Source organism: Xanthomonas campestris pv. campestris str. ATCC 33913 (assembly GCF_000007145.1).
Classification (GTDB): Bacteria; Pseudomonadota; Gammaproteobacteria; order Xanthomonadales; family Xanthomonadaceae; genus Xanthomonas; species Xanthomonas campestris.
Genome location: NC_003902.1, coordinates 491,734 through 511,031 on the forward strand (window position 1 = coordinate 491,734; position 19,298 = coordinate 511,031).

Annotated in this window: 12 protein-coding genes; 10 read left to right on the top strand and 2 right to left on the bottom strand. The window is 68.4% G+C overall.

Going from position 1 to position 19,298, the window contains the following annotated elements:
• Positions 1-334 precede the first annotated feature (334 nt).
• From glgA to XCC_RS02155, 8 genes are read left to right on the top strand one after another with little or no spacing between them, the layout of a single operon-like run.
• Positions 335-1,921, top strand: coding sequence for a glycogen synthase GlgA (gene glgA, locus XCC_RS02120; protein ID WP_012437158.1), 1,587 nt, complete (start codon positions 335-337; stop codon positions 1,919-1,921).
• 41 nt (positions 1,922-1,962) lie between these two features.
• Positions 1,963-4,152 carry a 1,4-alpha-glucan branching enzyme gene (locus XCC_RS02125; protein WP_011035662.1) on the top strand — a complete coding sequence of 730 codons (2,190 nt, stop codon included), beginning with the start codon at positions 1,963-1,965 and terminating at the stop codon, positions 4,150-4,152.
• Position 4,153: 1 nt separating this feature from the next.
• A complete protein-coding gene (treZ, locus tag XCC_RS02130) occupies positions 4,154-5,911 on the top strand; it encodes a malto-oligosyltrehalose trehalohydrolase (RefSeq protein ID WP_011035663.1) in 1,758 nt (585 codons plus the stop codon).
• Positions 5,908-7,839 (top strand): 4-alpha-glucanotransferase, encoded by a 1,932-nt coding sequence (locus XCC_RS02135; protein ID WP_011035664.1) that lies wholly within the window; start codon positions 5,908-5,910, stop codon positions 7,837-7,839. The genes treZ and XCC_RS02135 overlap by 4 nt, the downstream gene beginning before the upstream one ends.
• Positions 7,836-10,454, top strand: a complete 2,619-nt coding sequence (gene treY / locus XCC_RS02140; RefSeq protein WP_011035665.1) for a malto-oligosyltrehalose synthase — start codon at positions 7,836-7,838, stop codon at positions 10,452-10,454. The genes XCC_RS02135 and treY overlap by 4 nt, the downstream gene beginning before the upstream one ends.
• Positions 10,451-10,639 carry a DUF2934 domain-containing protein gene (locus XCC_RS02145; protein WP_011035666.1) on the top strand — a complete coding sequence of 63 codons (189 nt, stop codon included), beginning with the start codon at positions 10,451-10,453 and terminating at the stop codon, positions 10,637-10,639. The genes treY and XCC_RS02145 overlap by 4 nt, the downstream gene beginning before the upstream one ends.
• Positions 10,640-10,681: 42 nt before the next feature.
• Entirely contained in the window at positions 10,682-12,844 is a 2,163-nt protein-coding gene (glgX, locus tag XCC_RS02150; protein ID WP_011035667.1) for a glycogen debranching protein GlgX, read from the top strand.
• 16 nt (positions 12,845-12,860) lie between these two features.
• A complete protein-coding gene (locus XCC_RS02155) occupies positions 12,861-13,493 on the top strand; it encodes an NAD(P)H-binding protein (protein WP_019237186.1) in 633 nt (210 codons plus the stop codon).
• 852 nt (positions 13,494-14,345) lie between these two features.
• On the opposite strand, the gene XCC_RS02160 is transcribed toward XCC_RS02155, so the two are convergent.
• Complete coding sequence (locus XCC_RS02160) at positions 14,346-15,104, bottom strand: SDR family NAD(P)-dependent oxidoreductase (RefSeq protein ID WP_011035669.1); 759 nt, start codon at positions 15,102-15,104, stop codon at positions 14,346-14,348.
• A gap of 329 nt (positions 15,105-15,433) precedes the next feature.
• Here XCC_RS02160 and XCC_RS02165 point away from each other — a divergent pair, with 329 nt between their 5' ends.
• Positions 15,434-16,843, top strand: a complete 1,410-nt coding sequence (locus XCC_RS02165) for an FAD/NAD(P)-binding protein (protein ID WP_012437166.1) — start codon at positions 15,434-15,436, stop codon at positions 16,841-16,843.
• A gap of 322 nt (positions 16,844-17,165) precedes the next feature.
• A complete protein-coding gene (locus tag XCC_RS02170) occupies positions 17,166-17,597 on the top strand; it encodes a VirK family protein (RefSeq protein ID WP_011035671.1) in 432 nt (143 codons plus the stop codon).
• Between the two features lie 194 nt (positions 17,598-17,791).
• Here XCC_RS02170 and XCC_RS02175 read toward each other — a convergent pair whose 3' ends face one another.
• Positions 17,792-19,264: an efflux transporter outer membrane subunit gene (locus tag XCC_RS02175; protein ID WP_011035672.1), complete on the bottom strand. Its 1,473-nt coding sequence runs from the start codon at positions 19,262-19,264 to the stop codon at positions 17,792-17,794.
• Between the last annotated feature and the right edge of the window lie 34 nt (positions 19,265-19,298).

Consider the following 19,298-nt stretch of genomic DNA (forward strand, 5'->3'; position numbering starts at 1 on the left):
ACGCAGATGACGACAGCCACGGCAGCGGCTCCCGATTTCGGTGCAACGCAGACACCGCGCACCTATGTGGGGATGTCATCGCACTGCAATCTCACGCTTATGCCGAACGACGCAGCAGAACCACTGCAAGGGAATGTGTGCTGTCTTGGAAAGGTCAGCACGTGTTCACGCATCTTTTATTTAGACGGGGTGTAGATTCACTGACAAGGACGACGTGGAGTACGCGCGTTGGCCCCGCTCCTCTCTTCGTTGCAAGTCGTCTGGCCACGCAGGCAGGCGATGGTTTTTGCTTCTCTGTTTTTCCGTCTCCACCCACTTTACGACGGACGTTTAGATGGTTGCCATGATGCCGCTTCACGCCACTACCGCACGCCTAGAGCGCAGCACGATGATCCCGACTTCGCTCAAGAAGAGCGTGCGGCCGCGTGATGCGCGCGGCCGTTTCATCCGTCACCACGAGCGTCTGCCGGTTGCACTGGCCGATACGCGCGGTGCCTTGTTCGTGGTGTCGGAGATGGCGGACTTCATCAAGGCCGGCGGCCTGGGTGATGTGGCGGCGGCACTGCCGCGCGCATTGCGCCATCGCTACGACGTGCGCGTGTTGATCCCCGGCTACCGCGCGGTGCTGGCGCGCGCGGGCAAGGTGGAGATCGTGGGTCGTGTGCTGGCGCATGCCGCGCTGCCGGCCTGCGACATCGGCCGCATCGTGCAATCGGACGGCCTGCCGATCTACATCCTGCTGTCCAAGGAACTGTTCGAACGCGATGGCTCGCCGTATGTGAGCACCAGCGGTTCGGAGTTCGAAGACAACGCAATCCGCTTTGCCACCTTGTCGCACGCTGCCGCGCAGATCGCCGCCGGCCGTGCCGGGCTGGGCTGGCGGCCGCGCCTGCTGCATCTCAACGACTGGCCGTGTGCCCTGGCTGCCGCCTACGTGCGCTGGTCCGGCGGCACCACGCCGTGCCTGCTGACCATCCATAACCTGGCCTACCAGGGCCTGGTGCCGTATTCGATGGCCGCCGCACTGGGCATCCCGGCCGAGCGCGTCTCGGAGCTGGAGTTCTACGGGCAGATGTCGTTCCTGCGCGGTGGCATCGTGCATGCCGACCACGTCAACACGGTGAGCGTCAGCTACGCGCAGCAGATCACCGGCCCGGCGCAGGGCTGCGGGCTGGACCGCCTGCTGGCCGGCCGCGCCGCCAAGGGCGCGCTGAGCGGCATCGTCAACGGCATCGACGCCAGCTGGGACCCGCGCACCGACGAATACCTGGACAGCCATTTCAGCGTGAACCACTGGCAGGGCCGCCAGGCCAACGCCGCGCAGGTGCGCAAGGCCTTCGGTCTGCGTGAGAGCACCGGCCCGCTGTTCGCGGTGGTGTCGCGCCTGGTGCACCAGAAGGGCCTGGACCTGATTTGCGAGGTCGCCCCGCAGATCGTGGCCGCTGGCGGCCAGATCGCGGTGATCGGCGGCGGTGAGCCGGAGATCGAACAACAGGTGGCCGAGCTGACCCGGCGCTATCCCGGCCAGGTCGGTGCGTTCATCGGTTTTGAGGAAGGCCTGGCGCGGCGCATGTTCGCCGGCGCCGACTTCCTGCTGATGCCCTCGCGCTTCGAGCCGTGCGGCCTGAGCCAGATGTACGCGCAGCGCTTCGGCTGCCTGCCGATCGCGCATGCCACCGGCGGGCTGATCGACACCGTGGACGATGGTGTCACCGGGTTCCTGTTCCAGCAGGCCAGCGCCGAAGCGCTGCGGCGCTGCCTGGAGCGCGCCTTCCGCACCTTCCGCCTGCCCAGCCTGCTGTCGGCGATGCGCCGCGCCGCGATGCTGCGGCCCAGCGGCTGGGATGTGGCGGGCAAGAAATACATCTCGCTATACGAGCGCACCGCTGCAACCGCACCCGCTGTTGCGACGGTGTCATGAGCGAACGGTTGGGCGTGCACGGCCGGGACGCGGAGCAGGAGATGGCGGAAGGCGGCGGAGGGAGCGCCGTAGCACTGCAGGACCTGCAGGCGATCGCCGCCGGGCTCCCCGGCGACGCCTTTGCGGTGTTGGGGCCGCACGTGCAGGCCGATGGCCGCTTGCGTGTGCGGGTCCTGGCGCCCGGCGCCGAGGCTTTGGGGCTGATCGATGGCCGCGGCAAGTTGCTGGCCCGCATGCAGGCCAGCCCGATCGACGGTGTGTTCGAAGGCGAACTGCCGGCAGATGCCGCGTACCGCCTGCGCATCGTCTGGCCGGACGTGGTGCAGGAGATCGAAGACCCGTACGCGTTTGCGCCGCAGATCGATGAATCGGCATTGCTGCAGATTGGTGCCGGCGACGGCCAGGCGCTGCGCGCCAACCTGGGCGCGCGGCATGTGCAGGTTGGCGAGTTGCCCGCGGTGCGTTTCGCGGTGTGGGCGCCGCATGCCCAGCGCGTGGCAGTGGTGGGCGACTTCAACGGTTGGGAGCCACGCCGCCATCCAATGCGCCAGCGCAGCGGCGGCATCTGGGAGCTGGTGCTGCCACGCGTGGAGACCGGCGCGCGCTACAAGTACGCCATCATCACCGCCGATGGCCGGGTCTTGCTCAAGGCCGACCCGGTGGCCCGCCAAAGCGAGTTGCCACCGGCCACCGCCTCGGTGGTGGCCAGTGCGGATGCGTTTGCCTGGACCGATGCCGAGTGGATGGCACGCCGCAGCGCCGCTGCCGAGCCGGCGCCGCTGTCGATCTATGAAGTGCACGCTGCCTCCTGGCGCCGCGACGGCCACGACCAGCCGCTGGACTGGGTGTCGCTGGCGGCGCAGCTGATCCCGTACGTGCAGGAGCTGGGCTTCACCCATATCGAACTGCTGCCGATCACCGAGCACCCGTTCGGCGGCTCGTGGGGCTATCAGCCGCTGGGGCTATACGCGCCGACCGCACGGCACGGCAGCCCGGATGGGTTTGCCCAGTTCGTCGATGCGTGTCACCGCGCCGGCATCGGCGTGATCCTGGACTGGGTCAGCGCGCACTTCCCCGATGATGCGCATGGGCTGAGCCAGTTCGACGGCAGTGCCACCTACGAGCACGCCGACCCGCGCGAGGGCATGCATCGCGACTGGAATACGTTGATTTACAACTACGGCCGGCCCGAAGTCACCGCGTACCTGCTCGGCAGTGCGATGGAGTGGATTGCGCATTACCACCTCGATGGCCTGCGCGTGGATGCGGTGGCCTCGATGCTCTACCGCGACTACGGCCGTGCCGAGGGCGAGTGGGTGCCCAACGCCCATGGCGGGCGCGAGAACCTGGAGGCGGTGGCGTTCCTGCGCCAGCTCACCGGCGAGATCGCCAGCCAGTTCCCCGGCGTGCTGACCATTGCCGAGGAATCCACCGCCTGGCCGGGCGTGACCGCGCCGATCAGCGAAGGCGGGCTGGGCTTTACGCACAAATGGAACATGGGCTGGATGCACGACACGCTGCACTACATGCAGCGCGACCCGGCCGCGCGCGCCCAGCATCACAGCCAGCTGACCTTCGGGCTGGTGTACGCGTTTTCCGAACGCTTCGTGCTGCCGCTGTCGCATGACGAAGTGGTGCACGGCACCGGCGGCCTGCTTGGCCAGATGCCCGGCGACGACTGGCGCCGCTTTGCCAACCTGCGCGCCTACCTGGCGTTGATGTGGGCGCACCCGGGCGACAAGTTGCTGTTCATGGGCGCCGAATTCGGCCAGTGGGCGGACTGGAATCACGACCGCTCGCTGGACTGGCACCTGCTCGATCACGCGCCGCATCGCGGCATGCAACAGCTGGTGCGCGATCTCAACCGCGCCTTGCGCCGCGTGCCGGCGTTGTACCGCGGCAACCACCGTGCCGATGGCTTCGAGTGGAGCGTGGCCGACGATGCGCGCAACAGCGTGCTGGCCTTCATTCGCCACGACCCCGACGGCGGCGCGCCGCTGCTGGCGGTGAGCAACCTCACCCCGCAGCCGCACCACGACTACCGCGTCGGCGTGCCGCGTGCCGGCGGCTGGCGCGAAATCCTCAATACCGACAGTGCCCATTACGGCGGCAGCAATCTTGGCAATGGCGGTCGTCTGCTGACCGAACCGACCGGGATGCATGGCCACGCGCAAAGCCTGCGCCTGACGCTGCCGCCGCTGGCCACGATCTACCTGCAAGCGGAGAAATGACATGATCGAGCGCAATGTGACCACGCCCGCCTGGGGTGCATGGCCGGCGGGCGACGGGCAGGTGCGCTTTGCGCTCTGGGCGCCCGATGCCCACACCGTGGAAGTGATCTTCGACAGCGGCGAGCGTGCCGCGTTGCAGCGGCAGGACGATGGGTTTTTCAGTGGTGTGGTGGCCTGCGCACTGGATGCGCGCTACCGCTACCGCGTGGATGGCCAGACGCCGGTGCCGGACCCGGCCTCGCGCTGGCAGCCCGATGGCGTGCACGGCTCCAGTGCGGTGCAGCGCGTTGACGGCTACCACTGGACGCACACGCAGTGGCAGGGCCGGCCGTGGGACGAGGCGGTGATCTACGAACTGCATGTTGGTGCCTGCGGCGGCTACGCCGGTGTGCAGGCGCAGCTGCCGCAGCTGGCGGCAATGGGCATCACCGCGATCGAGTTGATGCCGCTGAGCGCGTTTCCCGGTGCGCACAACTGGGGCTACGACGGCGTGCTGCCGTATGCGCCGGCCGAGGCCTACGGCACGCCGGACGAGCTCAAGGCACTGATCGACGCTGCACACGGCCATGGCCTGATGGTGTTGCTGGATGTGGTCTACAACCACTTCGGCCCGGACGGTAATTACCTGGGCAGTTACGCCTCGGCGTTCTTCAACGAAGACAAGCCCACGCCGTGGGGCGCAGCGATCGACTTCCGCAAGCCGCCGGTGCAGCGCTACTTCCTCGACAACGCGCTGATGTGGCTGCACGAATACGGCTTCGACGGGCTGCGCCTGGATGCGGTGCATGCGATCACGCCCAATGCGTTCCTGGATACCTTGCGCGAGACCATCGAGGCCAGCCTGCCGGCCGGGCGGCACGTGCATCTGGTGCTGGAAAACGAAGCCAACCAGGCCTCGCAACTGGACCGTGGCTACACCGCGCAATGGGACGACGATTTCCACAATGCGCTGCACGTGCTGCTGACCGGCGAGGAAGAGGGCTATTACGCCGCGTTTGCCGACCAGCCCACCCAGCATCTGGCGCGCGTGCTTGGCGAAGGCTTCGCCTATCAGGGCCAGCCCGATCCGCGCGGGCATGTGCGGGGCGAGCCGAGCGGGGCGCTGCCGCCGCATAAGTTCGTGATCTTCGCGCAGAACCACGACCAGATCGGCAACCGCGCCTGCGGTGAGCGGCTGAGCGTGTTGGTGTCGCCGCAACGGTTGCGTGCGGCGCTGGCGCTGACCGCATTGACGCCGATGATCCCGCTGTTCTTCATGGGCGAGCCGTGGGGCGCAACGCAGCCGTTCCTGTTCTTCACCGACTTCGGCCCGCCGCTCGACGATGCGGTGCGCGAAGGCCGCCGCCGCGAGTTTGCGCACTTTGCCGCATTCGCCGACCCGGCCAAGCGCGAAACCATTCCCGACCCCAACAGCCATGCCACCTTTGCTGCCTCGCGTGCGCCGATCGAAGACGCCGCGCACGGCGACGGCGCGCAGTGGGCGGCCTGGTTCCAGGCGCTGCTGGGCGTGCGCCGGCAGTGGCTGGTGCCCGGCCTGGCGCAGGCGCGCGCGCTGCGTGCCAGCGTGCTGGCCGACGGTGCAGTCACCGCCACCTGGGAGTTGCCGGGCGGGCTGTGGCATATCGCCTTCAATGTCGGTGCCGAGGCAGTGCCGTTGCCGCCGCTGCGTGGCCGCGTGGCGCATGCCGAGAACGTTACGGCCGATGCGCAGACGCTGCCCACCGACAGCTTCATCGCCTGGTACGAGGAACACGCATGAGTACGCAGGAACTGCATGCCCTGGCCGCCGCGGCCGGGGTGATGGTGGATTGGGTGGACGCCAGCGACCAGCCGCGCCAGGTGGCGCCGGAGTCGATCCATGCCGTGCTCACCGCGCTGGAATTGCCCGCTGCCAACGCCGCGCAGCGCGCCGACAGCCTGCAGCGCATCCGCGCCACTGCCGCCGAGCCGGCGCCGCTGGTGACGGTGAAGGTGGGCGAGCCCTTGCCGTTGCGGGTTGCGCCCAACGCACAGGGCCGCTGGCAGGCCGAAGACGGCAGCAGCGAGGCCGCGCGTGCCGATGCGCAGGGCCGGCTGTTGGCGCCGGCGCGCTTTGGCTACTGGACGCTGGAACTGGGCACCACGGCCCAGCAGGTGGCCGTGGCGCCGCAGCGCTGCTTCAGCGTGGCCGACGCCTGTGGCCAGCCGGCGCCGCGTGCGTGGGGCATGGCGCTGCAGGTGTATTCGGCCCGCAGCGCCGACGATGGCGGCATTGGCGATGCGGCCGGAGCCATGGAGTGGGTGCGGCAGGCCGCCGGCGCCAATGCCGATGCGTTGGCGCTGAGCCCGGTGCATGCCTCGCGCCCGATCACCGGCGGCTACAGCCCGTATTCGCCCAGCGACCGGCGGTTCCTGGACCCCTTGCACGCCGCACCGGTGCGCGTGCTGGGCGATGCCGTGCACACGGCGATTGCTGCCGTGCCCGGCCTGCGCGAGCGCCTGGACGGGCTGCATGGCACCGCATTGATCGACTGGCCGGCCTCGGCCGCTGCCAAGTGGGAACTGCTGCGCCAGCTGTCCACCCAGGTGACGCCAGACCACCCGGAGCTGGCGGCGTTTCGCGCCCAGGGTGGCGCGGCGCTGGAGGCATTTGCGCACTTCGCCGCGCGCGACTTCGGCGATGGCGATGCGCACCTGCATGTGTTCACCCAATGGCTGGCCGCCCGCAGCTGGGCCGACGTGCAACGTGAAGCGCACGAGCGCGGCATGCGGATCGGCCTGATTGCCGATCTGGCGGTGGGCTTTGATCCGAATGGTGCCGAAGCCGCCGCCGCGGCCGACACCGTACTGCGCGGGCTGGTGCTGGGCGCGCCCCCGGACGCCTTCAATGCCGATGGCCAGCACTGGGGCATCGGTGCGTACTCGCCCACCGCGCTGCGCCGTAGCGGATTTGCGCCGTATATCGCGCTGCTGCGTGCGGTGCTGCGCGACCGTGGCGGCATCCGCATCGATCACATCCTGGGCCTGCTGCGGCTGTGGGTGGTGCCCGATGGCGCCAGCTCCGGCGATGGCGCCTACCTGGCGTATCCGCTGCAGGACCTGCTCAATCTGCTCGCGCTGGAATCCTGGCGGCATCGCGCCATCGTGATCGGCGAAGACCTGGGCGTGGTGCCGCCGGGCATCCGCGAAGAGCTCTCGCGCCGCGGCGTGATGGGCATCGACGTGCTGATGTTCACCCGCGACCAGGAGGGTGCCTTCGTGCCGCCGGCGCTGTGGCGTGCGGACGCGGTGGCCACCACCACCACTCACGATCTGCCCACCCTGACCGGCTGGCGCGCCGGCCGCGACATCGACTGGCGCCGCAAGCTCGAGCTGATCCAGCCAGCGCAGGCGCAGGCCGACCACCAGACGCGCACGCGCGACGCTTCGCGTCTGGACGCGGCCGTGGCCGACGCCGGCCTGGGCAGCGATGCGCCGTTGCTGGATGCGTTGCGCTTCACCGCCAGCAGTGTGTCGCCGCTGGCCCTGCTGCCGGTGGAAGACGCGCTGGCGCTGGACGAACAACCCAATCTGCCGGGCACCGTCGAGGTCCATCCCAATTGGCGCCGACGCCTGCCCGACCCCTTGCCCCAGGCGCAGCTGACCGCCGCGCTGCAGGGTTTTGCCGAGGCGCGCCGCGTCTCGGCCGTTTCGGAACCGCATCCATGATTCCCCTTCGCGCCACCGCCCGCCTGCAGCTGCATGCCGGTTTCACCCTGCACGACGCGCTTGCGCAGGTGCCGTACTACGCCGGGCTGGGCATCAGCCATCTGTACCTGTCGCCGATCGGCACTGCGGTGTCGGGCTCTACGCACGGCTACGACAACATCGACCCCACGGTGGTTAACCCGGAACTGGGCGGCGAAGACGCACTGGTGGCGCTGTCACAGGCCGCACGCGCGCACGACATGGGCCTGATCGCCGACATCGTGCCCAACCACATGGCCACGCACGCGCAGAACGCGTGGTGGTGGGATGTGCTGCGCAACGGCCGCAGCGCCAAGCACGCCGACTGGTTCGACATCGATTGGCGCGCCCCGGGCCGCGACGGCAAGCTTTGGCTGGCGGTGCTCGACCGGCCCTATGCCAACGCATTGGCCGACGGCCTGATCACGCTGGTGCTGGACGACGACGGCACGCCCGCGCTGGCGCATTACGACCAGCGCTACCCGATCCGTCCGCAGGCCCTCGACGTGCCGGAAGCCTCGGCGCGCGCGCAGTGGCTGCGTGACTACAACGACGGCGCCAAGCGCGGCGACGGCCGCCTGCACAAGTTGATCGAACGCCAGCCTTACCGCCTGAACTGGTGGCGCGTGGGCAACGACATGCTCAACTACCGCCGCTTCTTCGACATCACCTCGCTGGTGGCGCTGCGGGTGGAGCTGCCGGCAGTGTTCGACGCGGTGCATGCGCTGCCGCTGCGGCTGGTGGCCGAAGGCCATCTGGACGGCCTGCGCATCGACCATGTCGATGGCCTCACCGATCCCACCGGCTACGTGCGCAAGCTGCGCAGCCGGCTGGATGCGGCTGGCCGCCAGCGCGGGCTCAAGCCCGGCAGCCTGGGCCTGTACCTGGAAAAGATCCTCGCCCCCGGCGAGCACCTGCCGGCCGACTGGCCGTGCGACGGCACCACCGGCTATGACTTCATGGACCAGGTGGGCGGCGTGCTGCACGACGCGGCCGGCTTCAAGCCGCTGGCGCGCGCCTGGCAGAAGGTGAGCGGGCGCAGTGGCGACTTTGCGCAGGAAGAACGCAGCGCACGCGATGAGATGCTGCGCGGCTCGCTGCAGACCGAGTTCAATCGCGCGGTGGGTGCGTTGTCGGCCCTGGCGCGGCTGGATCCGCCCACCCGTGAGTTCAGCCCGCAGATGCTGGCACGTGGGCTGTGCGTGCTGCTGCGCTGGTTCCCGGTGTACCGCACCTATGCCGGCGCCAAGGGCCTGATCGGTGCCGATGCGCAGCGCCTGCGCAGCACCGCCGCGCGCGCGCGCCAGGGCATGCCCGAGGCGATCGTGGCGGCGGTGGATGCCATCGAGCGCTGGCTGCTGGACGACAACGGCGCCGACCGCGCGCAGATCGCGCTGCGCCGCATCCTGCGCCGCCGGGTGGAGCAGTTGTCGGCCCCGCTCAATGCCAAGGCCGTGGAAGACACCGCGTTTTACCGCCACGGCGTGTTGTTGTCGCGCAACGAGGTCGGCAGCCATCCGACCCATTTCGCCAATGACATCGCGCAGTTCCACGCGCAGAACCAGGAGCGCGCCAAGCACTACCCGCGCGCGCTGCTGGCCACCGCCACGCATGACCACAAGCGCGGCGAAGACCTGCGCATGCGCATGGCGGTGTTGTCCGAACAACCGCGCTGGTGGGTGGAGCAGAGCACGCAGTTCGATGCGCTGACCGAGTCGCTGGAGGCACCGGCCCTGGCCGGCGGCGACCAGCAGATGCTGTGGCAGACCCTGGTGGCTGCCTGGCCGATTGGGTTGGGCGCCGACCAGGCCGAGCCGCTGGCCGCGTTTGCCGAGCGCGTGGCGCAGTGGCTGCTCAAGGCCGTGCGCGAAGCCAAGCTGCACACCAGCTGGACCGATGGCTCGCCCGATTACGAACAGGCCGTGCAGGCCACCGTGGAGCAGGTGCTGTGCAGCCGCGCCGGCCTGCCGCTGCGCCGCGCGCTGTTGCGCGCCAGCAACCACATCGCCGCCGCTGGTGCGCGCAACGCGTTGGCGCAGACCACGCTGCGCCTCACCGTGCCCGGCGTGCCCGATCTGTACCAGGGCACCGAAGGCTGGGATCTGTCGCTGGTGGACCCGGACAACCGCCGCCCGGTGGACTACGCCCAGCGCCAGCAATGGCTGACGCTGCGCCGCGACTGGCATGCGCTGCTGCGCAGCTGGCGCGATGGCGCGGTCAAGGCGCGCCTCACCGCGGTGCTGCTGCAACTGCGCGCCGCGCATCCGGCGCTGTTCGCGCAAGGCGACTACCAGCCCTTGAACGTAGCCACCGGCACGCAGGCGCAAGTGATCGCCTTCCGCCGCCAGCATCGTGGCCAAGCGTTGATCGTGGCCGTCACCCGGCTGGGTGCCGGTGAGCAGGCATCTGGCGAGCTGCCGCTGCTGGTGCCGCCGGCGGAATGGGGCAACGCGGCGCTGGCCGTGCCGGATGGGGCGTATCGCAATGTGCTCGATGGCAGCACACTGCAGCCCCAGCGCGGGCGTCTTGCGCTGTCCACGCTATTTGCACGCTCCCCGGTGGCAGTGTTGCTGACCCCCTCAGAGGAAACACGATGAACGACACGCAGCGCCAGGCACGCCTCCGTCAGCTGGCACAGGAAATATGGGAGGCCGAAGGCCGCCCGGACGGGCATGCCGACCGCCACTGGGCCATGGCCGAGCGCCTGGTGGAGGCAGAAATTCGCGCCGCCGAGCAGGGCGCCGCTGCGCCCGCCGGCCCGCGTATCGTTGCATCGTCGTAATCGCGTTCCCGTATTCGTTCACCGCGTTCTAAGGAGTCACCGATGGCCACTCGCAAGTTCACCCAGCGCTCGCGCATTCGCGAAGGCCGTCCCAATCCACTCGGTGCCACCTGGGATGGCCTGGGCGTCAATTTCGCGCTGTATTCGCGCAACGCCACCCGCGTGGAGCTGTGCCTGTTCGACGAGCGTGGCCGTGAGCAGGAACGCATTCCCTTACCCGAATACACCGACGAGGTCTGGCACGGTTACCTGCCCGACGCGCGCCCGGGCCAGCTTTACGGCTACCGCGTGCATGGCCCGTACGCACCCGATGCCGGCCACCGCTTCAACCACAATAAATTGCTGCTGGACCCGTATGCCAAGCAGATCGTGGGCGAGCTCAAATGGGCGCCGCATCTGTTCGGCTACACCATCGGTCATCGCGACAAGGACCTGAGTTTTGACCGCCGCGACAGCGCCGCGTTCATGCCCAAGTCCGCAGTGATCGACCCGGCCTTTACCTGGGGCCAGGACCGCCCGCCGCAGACCCCGTGGAACCGCACGGTGATCTACGAGGCGCACGTGCGCGGCCTGAGCATGCTGCACCCGGCCGTGCCACCGGAAAACCGCGGCACGTTCTCGGCGCTGAAGACCGACGAGCTGATCGATCACATCAGTTCACTCGGCGTCACTGCGGTCGAATTGCTGCCCGTGCACGCCTTTGTCGATGACCAGTACCTGCTGGAAAAAGGCCTGCGCAATTACTGGGGCTACAACACGCTGGGCTTTTTCGCGCCGCAGGGCCGTTACATGTCCACGCGCACGGTGGCCGAGTTCAAGCAGATGGTGGCGCGGTTGCACCACGCCGGGCTCGAAGTGCTGCTGGATGTGGTCTACAACCACACCGCCGAAGGCAACGAGCTCGGGCCGACGCTGTCGTTCAAGGGCATCGACAACGCCAGCTATTACCGCCTGGCCGACGATCGCCGTTTCTACATCAACGACACCGGCACCGGAAATACCTTCGACCTCACCAACGTTGGCGCGCTGCGCATGGTGATGGATTCGCTGCGTTACTGGGTGCAGGAAATGCACGTCGACGGCTTCCGCTTCGACCTGGCCAGCATCCTCGGCCGCGAGCGCTATGGATTCGATCCTTCAGGCAGCTTCCTGGATGCCGTACGCCAGGATCCGGTGCTCAGCCAGACCAAGCTGATCGCCGAGCCGTGGGACATCGGCCCCGGCGGTTATCAGGTGGGCAACTTCCCGCCAGGTTGGGTGGAGTGGAACGACAAATTCCGCGACAACGTGCGTGCGTTCTGGCGTGGCGATGGCGGCCAGCTGGCAGAACTGGCCACGCGCCTCACCGGGTCGGCAGACCTGTTCAACCACAGCGGCCGCCGCCCCACCGCGTCGGTGAATTTCGTCACCGCGCATGATGGCTTCACCTTGCGCGATCTGGTCAGCTACGAAGGCAAACACAACCTCGCCAACGGCGAAGACGGCCGCGATGGCAGCGATCACAATATCTCCGCCAACTACGGCGCCGAAGGCGAGACCGACAACCCCGCCATCAAGCAGCTGCGGCGGCAACAGATGCGCAACCTGCTGGCCACCTTGCTGCTCTCGCAAGGCACGCCCATGCTGCTGGCCGGCGATGAATTCGGGCATAGCCAGAACGGCAACAACAACGCGTATTGCCAGGACAACGAGCTGACCTGGATCGACTGGACCGCGGCCACCAAAGCCGCCGCCGCCGATCAGGCCGCCTTCGTTCGCCGCCTGATCCGCATCCGCCAGCGGTACCCGTTGCTGCATCGCGCACGCTTCTTCGACGGCAAGTTCGATGAAGCACTGGGCCTGAAGGATCTGACCTGGCTGGCGCCCAACGGCAACGAGATGGACGAAGCCGCCTGGCACGACCCCGAAGCCCGCGCGCTGATGCTGCGCCTGGACGGTCGCTCGCCGACCACCGGCCTGCGCGAGATCGCCGCCAATGTGACGCTGTTGATGCTGATCAATGCCGCGCCCACCAGCGTCGCTTTCACGCTCCCGGCGATGCACGACGAACACTGGCGCGTGCTGGTGGACACCGCGCGTCATGGTGGCCGCGTGGTCGCCGGTGGCAGCGAATGGAAGGCACCGGCGCATTCGCTCACCCTGCTGGCGGTGGAGCGTGACCGCATCGCCAGCAGTGCCCGGATCGTGTCAGAGGGCGCCCGCTGATGGCGGGGGCGCACTGATGGACGTGTTGTTGGCAGGGGCGACCGGTCTGGTCGGAAAACATGTCCTGCAGCAATTGCTGGCGGATGCGCGTTGCACCGGCGTGGTGGCGATCACGCGCCGGCCGTTGACGCAGATCCACCCCAAGCTGCGCAACCAGGTCATCGACTTCGAACGCCTGGACAGCTGGACCGCACCGCACATGGAAGCGGCCATCTGCGCGCTGGGCAGCACCATGAAACAGGCCGGCTCGCGCGAGGCGTTTTATCGCATCGACCATGACTACCCGATGGCGATCGCGCGCGCCGCCTGCGCGCAAGGCACCTCAGTGTTCGTGCTCAACTCGGCAGCCGGCGCCAATGCCGATTCGCGGATCTTCTACAACCGCGTCAAAGGCGAACTGGAACGCGACCTGCGCGCCGTGGGATTCCCTTCGCTGACCTTCGTGCGCCCAGGCCTGATCGGCGGCGAACGCGAAGAGCGCCGCACTGGCGAGCACCTCGGCAGCCTGGTGCTCGGCGCCCTGGGCCCCCTCCTGCCACGCCGCTTGCGCATCAACCCCGCCGACCGCATCGCCGCCGCCATGGTGAGCGCCGCGCTGGCACCAGCGCGCGGCGAGCACAGCGTTGGCGCCGCGGACCTGGCTGGTTGAGCAAACGGCGGCGCCAGCGACAGCACCCGTAGGAGCGCGCTCGCGCGCGATGAAGCGTTACCGGTGAAGCCTCATCACGCGCGAGCACGCTCCTACAAATTCTCGTGCAGAGCAGTTCCAGCGCAAGTGCGCGCAAGTCTCGCCGACGCCGTAATGGCCCGCCACACATCACGCTGCACACCATCCGCCGCATTGCGAACCCCGCGCGTCGTAGGAGCGCGCTCGCGCGCGATGGGCTTTACCGGTAACGCCTCATCGCGCGCAAGCGCGCTCTACAAATTCTCGTGCAGAGCAGTTCCAGCGCAAGTACGCGCAGGCCCTTGCCGACGCTGTAATGGCACGCCACACAGCACGCTGCACATCATCCGCCGCATGCGAACCCCGCGCGTCGTAGGAGCGCGCTCGTGCGCGATGGGCATCACCGGTAATGCCTCATCGCGCGCAAGCGCGCTCCTACGACTCCGCGCGCAGAAGAAATCTCGTGCACGCATGCGCTGCCTAGGCTGTATCGCAGGCCAGATCAAAGCGCCCACGATCTGCAGCCATACGCAGTCCGCTGTCTGTAGGAGCGCGCTCGCGCGCGATGGGCTTTACCGGTAACGCCTCATCGCGCGCAAGCGCGCTCCTACGACTCCGCGCGCAGAAGAAATCTCGTGCACGCATGCGCTGCCTAGGCTGTATCGCACGCCAGATCAAAGCGCCCACGATCTGCAGCCATACGCAGTCCGCTGTCTGTAGGAGCGTGCTTGCGCGCGATGAGGCATCACCGGTAACGCCTCATCGCGCGCAAGCGCGCTCCTACCAGGCCATCAAACACACGTGGCTCGAAACACGCAGCCACACACCACGCCCTCACACCCCCAGCGACTGCCCGCCATCCACTGCCAGCACCTGCCCTGTGATCCAGCGTGCCTGTGGCGAGGCCAGGAATAGCGCGGCGTCGGCAATATGCTGCACCTGCCCGAAGCCGCCGAACGGAATGCTGTCGCGGATGCGTGCATACAACGCCGGTTCGTCGCGGCTGCGTTGTTCCCACAGCCCGCCGGGGAATTCGATCGAGCCGGGTGCGATCGCGTTGACGCGGATACGTTCGCGCGCCAGCTCGGCGGCCAGCGTGGTGGTGTAGTAGTTGAGCGCGGCCTTGGCGGTGGAATAGGCGATCGCGCGCGGGGTGGGGCGCTGGCCGTTGATCGAGCTGATGTTGAGAATCACCGCATTGCCACTCTGGCGCAGATACGGCACTGCGGCGCGGTTGCAGCGCACCGCGGCCATCAGGTCGACATCCAGGCCGGCTTGCCAGCTTTCGTCGTCATTGCCGTGCCCGTAGCCGGAGGCGTTGTTGACCACCACGTCCAGGCCGCCAAACGCCTGCGCAGCGGCATGCACATAGCGCTCGATCTGCGCGGCGTCGGCCAGGTCGCAGGCAAACGTATGCACCGGCGCTCCGTCCGCCGCGAGCTGGGCAGCGGCATTTGCCAGGCCTTCGGGATTGCGTGCGCACAGCGAAACCTGCGCGCCGCTTTGGACAAAGGCCTGCGCAATCGCCAGCCCGATCCCGCGGCTGCCGCCGGCGATCAGCACGCGTTGCGGTTGTGGGGGAGGTGTGGACATGGCGACACTCGCATTGGTAAAGCCGCATTATCGATCACCGCCCTGCCAGCCACTATGCACTTACGCCACTGCGGCCGGCAGCAACCGCGCGGAGTGATTCTGCGCAGCACGGCGCTGCACTGCGATCGGCGTGCCATGACGCAGCAGCTTTCCCAGGCAGTGCCCGCTGTCATCTGACTGCAACCCGTCGTGCGTGACCCGCGCAGCGCAATCCTCATCACCAAGCGGCATGTGCTCATGCGCAATCGCATGCGCGCCACTAACCATTTGTTTACACACCGCCGCAGCGCTGCGGGCACAACGTGCAGGTCTTCGAGCGGGAACTGCACATGGAAACCCACATCACGGTCATCGGCGCCGGCTTCTGCGGCAGTGTGCTGGTGCGCGCACTGGCGCAGGGCGCCGACGCGCAGGTACGCATCACGCTGGTGGGTGTGGCCGAGACCTTCGGCAGCGGCATCGCCTACGGCGCTGCACGGCCGGAGCATCTGCTCAACGTGCGTGCCAAGGACCTGGGCATCGATGCCCAGGCCCCGGCAGCCTTTGCCGACACGCTGCACCTGGGCGAATCGGGACGGCTGGAATTTCTGCCGCGGCTGGCCTATGGCGACTATCTGCGTAGCGAGCTGGATACGGCAATCGGCGCGGCGCAGGCGTCAATTGTGCGGTTGTCGCAGGAAGCGGTGGCAGTGGAGCGCGCGCGGCGGGGTTTTCGTGTGTTCCTGGCCAATGGCGATGCGTTCCAGACCGACCAGGTGGTGCTCGCGGTGGGCGCGTTGCAGCCGCAGGCACTGGCCGGCATCGGGCCGCGTTTGAGCGTGCACCCGCGCTACATCGGCTGGCCGTGGCAGGGCGATGCGTTGTCGCGGTTGTCCCCCGACGATGACGTGCTGATCGTTGGTACCGGCCTGACCATGGTGGACGTGGCGCTGAGCTTGCACGCACGTGGCCACCGCGGCCGCCTGCTGGCGATCTCGCGGCGCGGCCTGGCACCGCAGGCGCATCTACGCCAGCCAGGTGCGGCATTGGAGCTGCCGCCGCATCTGCAACGAGCCATCAAGGATGCCGATCTGCGCGCCCTGTTGCGTGGCGTGCGCCAACTGAGCGTGGTGGTGGACGATTGGCGGCGCGTGGTGGATGCGCTGCGCCCGCATCTGCAGCCGCTCTGGCAACGTTTGGAGCTAAGCCAACGCGCGCGCTTTCTACGCCATTTGCGCCCGTATTGGGAAGTGGCGCGGCACCGCGTGGCACCAGGCGCGGCCGATCAATTGGCGCAGCTGCAAGACAGCGGGCAGCTGCAGGTGGTGGCGGCGCGGCTGCTGCGTGCGCGCTGGGTGCCGGACGGTGTGGAAGCGGTGATCCGTCCACGCGGGGGCGCCGATGCGCAGACCCGCCGTTTCGATGCGGTGGTGCGCGCCACCGGGCTGGATACCGACATCGACCGCACCAGCGACCCCTTGATCGCCGGCATGCGCGAAGCCGGCTTGCTGCGGGCAGATCCGCTTGGCCTGGGCGTGGATACCGACGCGCAACTGCGCGTGCGCGATGGCGCCGGTCAGGTGGTGCCGGGGCTGTATTGCGTGGGGCCGCTGCTGCGTGGGCGCTATTGGGAAATCACGGCGGTGCCGGAATTGCGTGTTGCCACGCGCGCGTTGGCCGAGCGTTTGCTGCAGGGCGCAACGCCTGCGTTACAGCCGCAGCCCGACGTCACACCGCGCGAGGTCAACGCAAGACCGTAAGGTCTGCGCCGGCTGCCGCCACGCGCGTGCAGTGAGATGTCAGGCGGATCAATGTTGCGGCCCTGACAGCGGTGCGATGCGGCAAGGGTGGGCATCGCATTCGTCAGTTGGCTGGCAACGCCATGTACAGCCTCTGCGCGCATGGGCATAGCCGCGGATGTGGATCGGATGCGCACTTTTGCGCAGCCGTCGCCAAACAGCGCAAACATGCCGCGTGATGCGTAGCGCACTGCACTGCTGCAGACAGCACTGGGTCACGTTGTGGGCCCTGGATTGCCTAGAGTCCAGGCCGCTTCATTCCCCTGTCTGCCTGGAGCTTGCCATGTTTCGTCCCGCATCTATCGCCGTGACCGCCGCGCTGTGCGCCTGCGCGCTGCCCGCCCTCGCCAGTGAAACCCTCAACAGCCGCACCGACGTGCTTGCCGCACTGGAAGCCGGCTACGACGTCAGCGTGAGCACGGACCTGAGCCGCTGCACACCGGAAGAGGGCACGCCGGTGAGCCGTACGCGTGGCGGTCGCCATATCGATGCGTATCGCATCACCGAGGACGGCAACGTGGCCTTCTCCGGCGCGCATTTCACCGTGGCCAACGACGGCAAGCCGATTCAGCAGTTCATGCGTTATCAGCTGCGCCCGGATGGCAGCGTGCGTTTCACCACTTACATGTACGACCTGCCCGGTTTGCAGCAGCGCGGCCCGGTACTGGCCTATCAGTGCGCGTTCAATGAGGGTGCGCGTTTCCACGCGGATTGAAGCGCTCGCGCGTGCTGCTAAAAAGGCGCGCTGGTTTGTTGACCTGCTGCAAGCAGGCGCCTTTGCGCCGCGCACGGAGCACGGCTGCTAACGCGTGCTCCGCTACCACCCTGCACCCTGCACCCTGCACGCAACCACAGCACAGGCACCGGCAGCGCTATCGCCCTGCACGGCCCGTGACCGTACGCGCAGTCTCAGCGCTGCGCGGGTTCCTGCACCGCCACTGCGGTGGCGGGCGTGCTCTCCCAGCCGCCGCCCAGCGCCTTGAACGCGGCTACCGCGCTGCGGGCCGCCTCGGTCTGCGCCTGCAGTTGCGCATCGGAGGTGCGCAGCAAGGCGTCGTCGGCGTTGAGGACTTCGATCAGGCTGACCACGCCCTTCTCGTAGGCTGCGGCGGAGGCGCCGCGTGCCTTGCCCAGCGCGTCCACGCCTTGTGCCAGCACGGTGGCCTGCTGCTCGCGTTTGACCAGCGCGGTGAGCGCGTTTTCCACATCTTCGGTGGCGCGCAGCACGGCGAGCCGGTAGGCGGCCAGCTGTTCGGCTTCCTGGCCCTTGGCCTGTGCAATCTGCGCGTTGATGCGGCCGAAATCGAACAGCCGCCAACGCAGCCCGAGCACGCCGGCCGACTGCGCGGCGTCGCCGGTGAACAGGTTGGCGCCGGAGATGGCGGTGGCACTGCCGATCAATCCACTCAGCGAGAATTTGGGGTAGTACTCGGCCATGGCCACGCCGATGCGCGCGTTGGCCACGGCCAGCCGGCGCTCGGCCACGATCAGGTCCGGCCGCCGCCGCAACAGGTCCCCCGGCGAGGCGGCGCCGGTCACCTGCGGGGCGGTCGGGATCGGCGTGCTGGCCACCAGCTCGGCCCGGTGGGTGCCGGGCGTGGCGCCCAGCATCACGTCCAGGGCGTTCATCGCTGCGGTCAGCGCGGTCTCCAGCGCGGGCACGCCGGCCTGGGCCTGGGTCAGCGCGCCCTGCGCCTGATGCACCTGCAGGTCGGCCGCCAGCCCCTTGCCCTGCAGCAGCGTCACCATGGCGAGCAGCTGCTGTTGGGTGGCGACCTGGCGCTGGGCCACCGCCAGCCGTGCCTGCAGGCCACGGATGCTGATGTAGGTGTCGGCGGTCTGCGCCGCCACCGCCAGCCGCGTGGCGGCCGCACCGGCAGCGCTGGCCTGGTAATCGGCCAGTGCCGCCTGGCGGCCACGGCGCAGCCCGCCGAACACATCGATCTCCCAGCTGGCGTTGGCAGTGGCGTCGTAAACGCTGGCATAGCGGTCGAAGTCCGGGGTGTTGCGCAGCACCTGCCCCAGCGGGGTTTCCAGCGATTGGTAGGTGCGGGTGGCCTGGCCATTGATGCTGCCGGAGGGCAGCAGGGCGGCGTTGGCCGCGCCCAGCCCTGCGCGCGCCTGGGTCACGCGCGCGGCGGCCTGGGCCAGGTCCAGGTTCTGCGCCAGCGCCGCTGTGACATACCGGTCCAGGGCCGGGTCGCCAAAGCCGGCCCACCAGCGCGACAGGTCGACCGGGGCAGCGGCACTGCGCTGCTCGGCGGCGTCCTGGGCCAGGTAACGGTCCGGCAGTGGGGCGTCGGGGCGAGCGTACTCGGGGCCGACCGCGCAGCTGGCAAGGCTGGCGGTGAGCAGCACGGTGAGGGTGCGCAAAGAGGGCATGGCAGGGCCGGTCTGGCAGTGGAAGTGCAGTGAC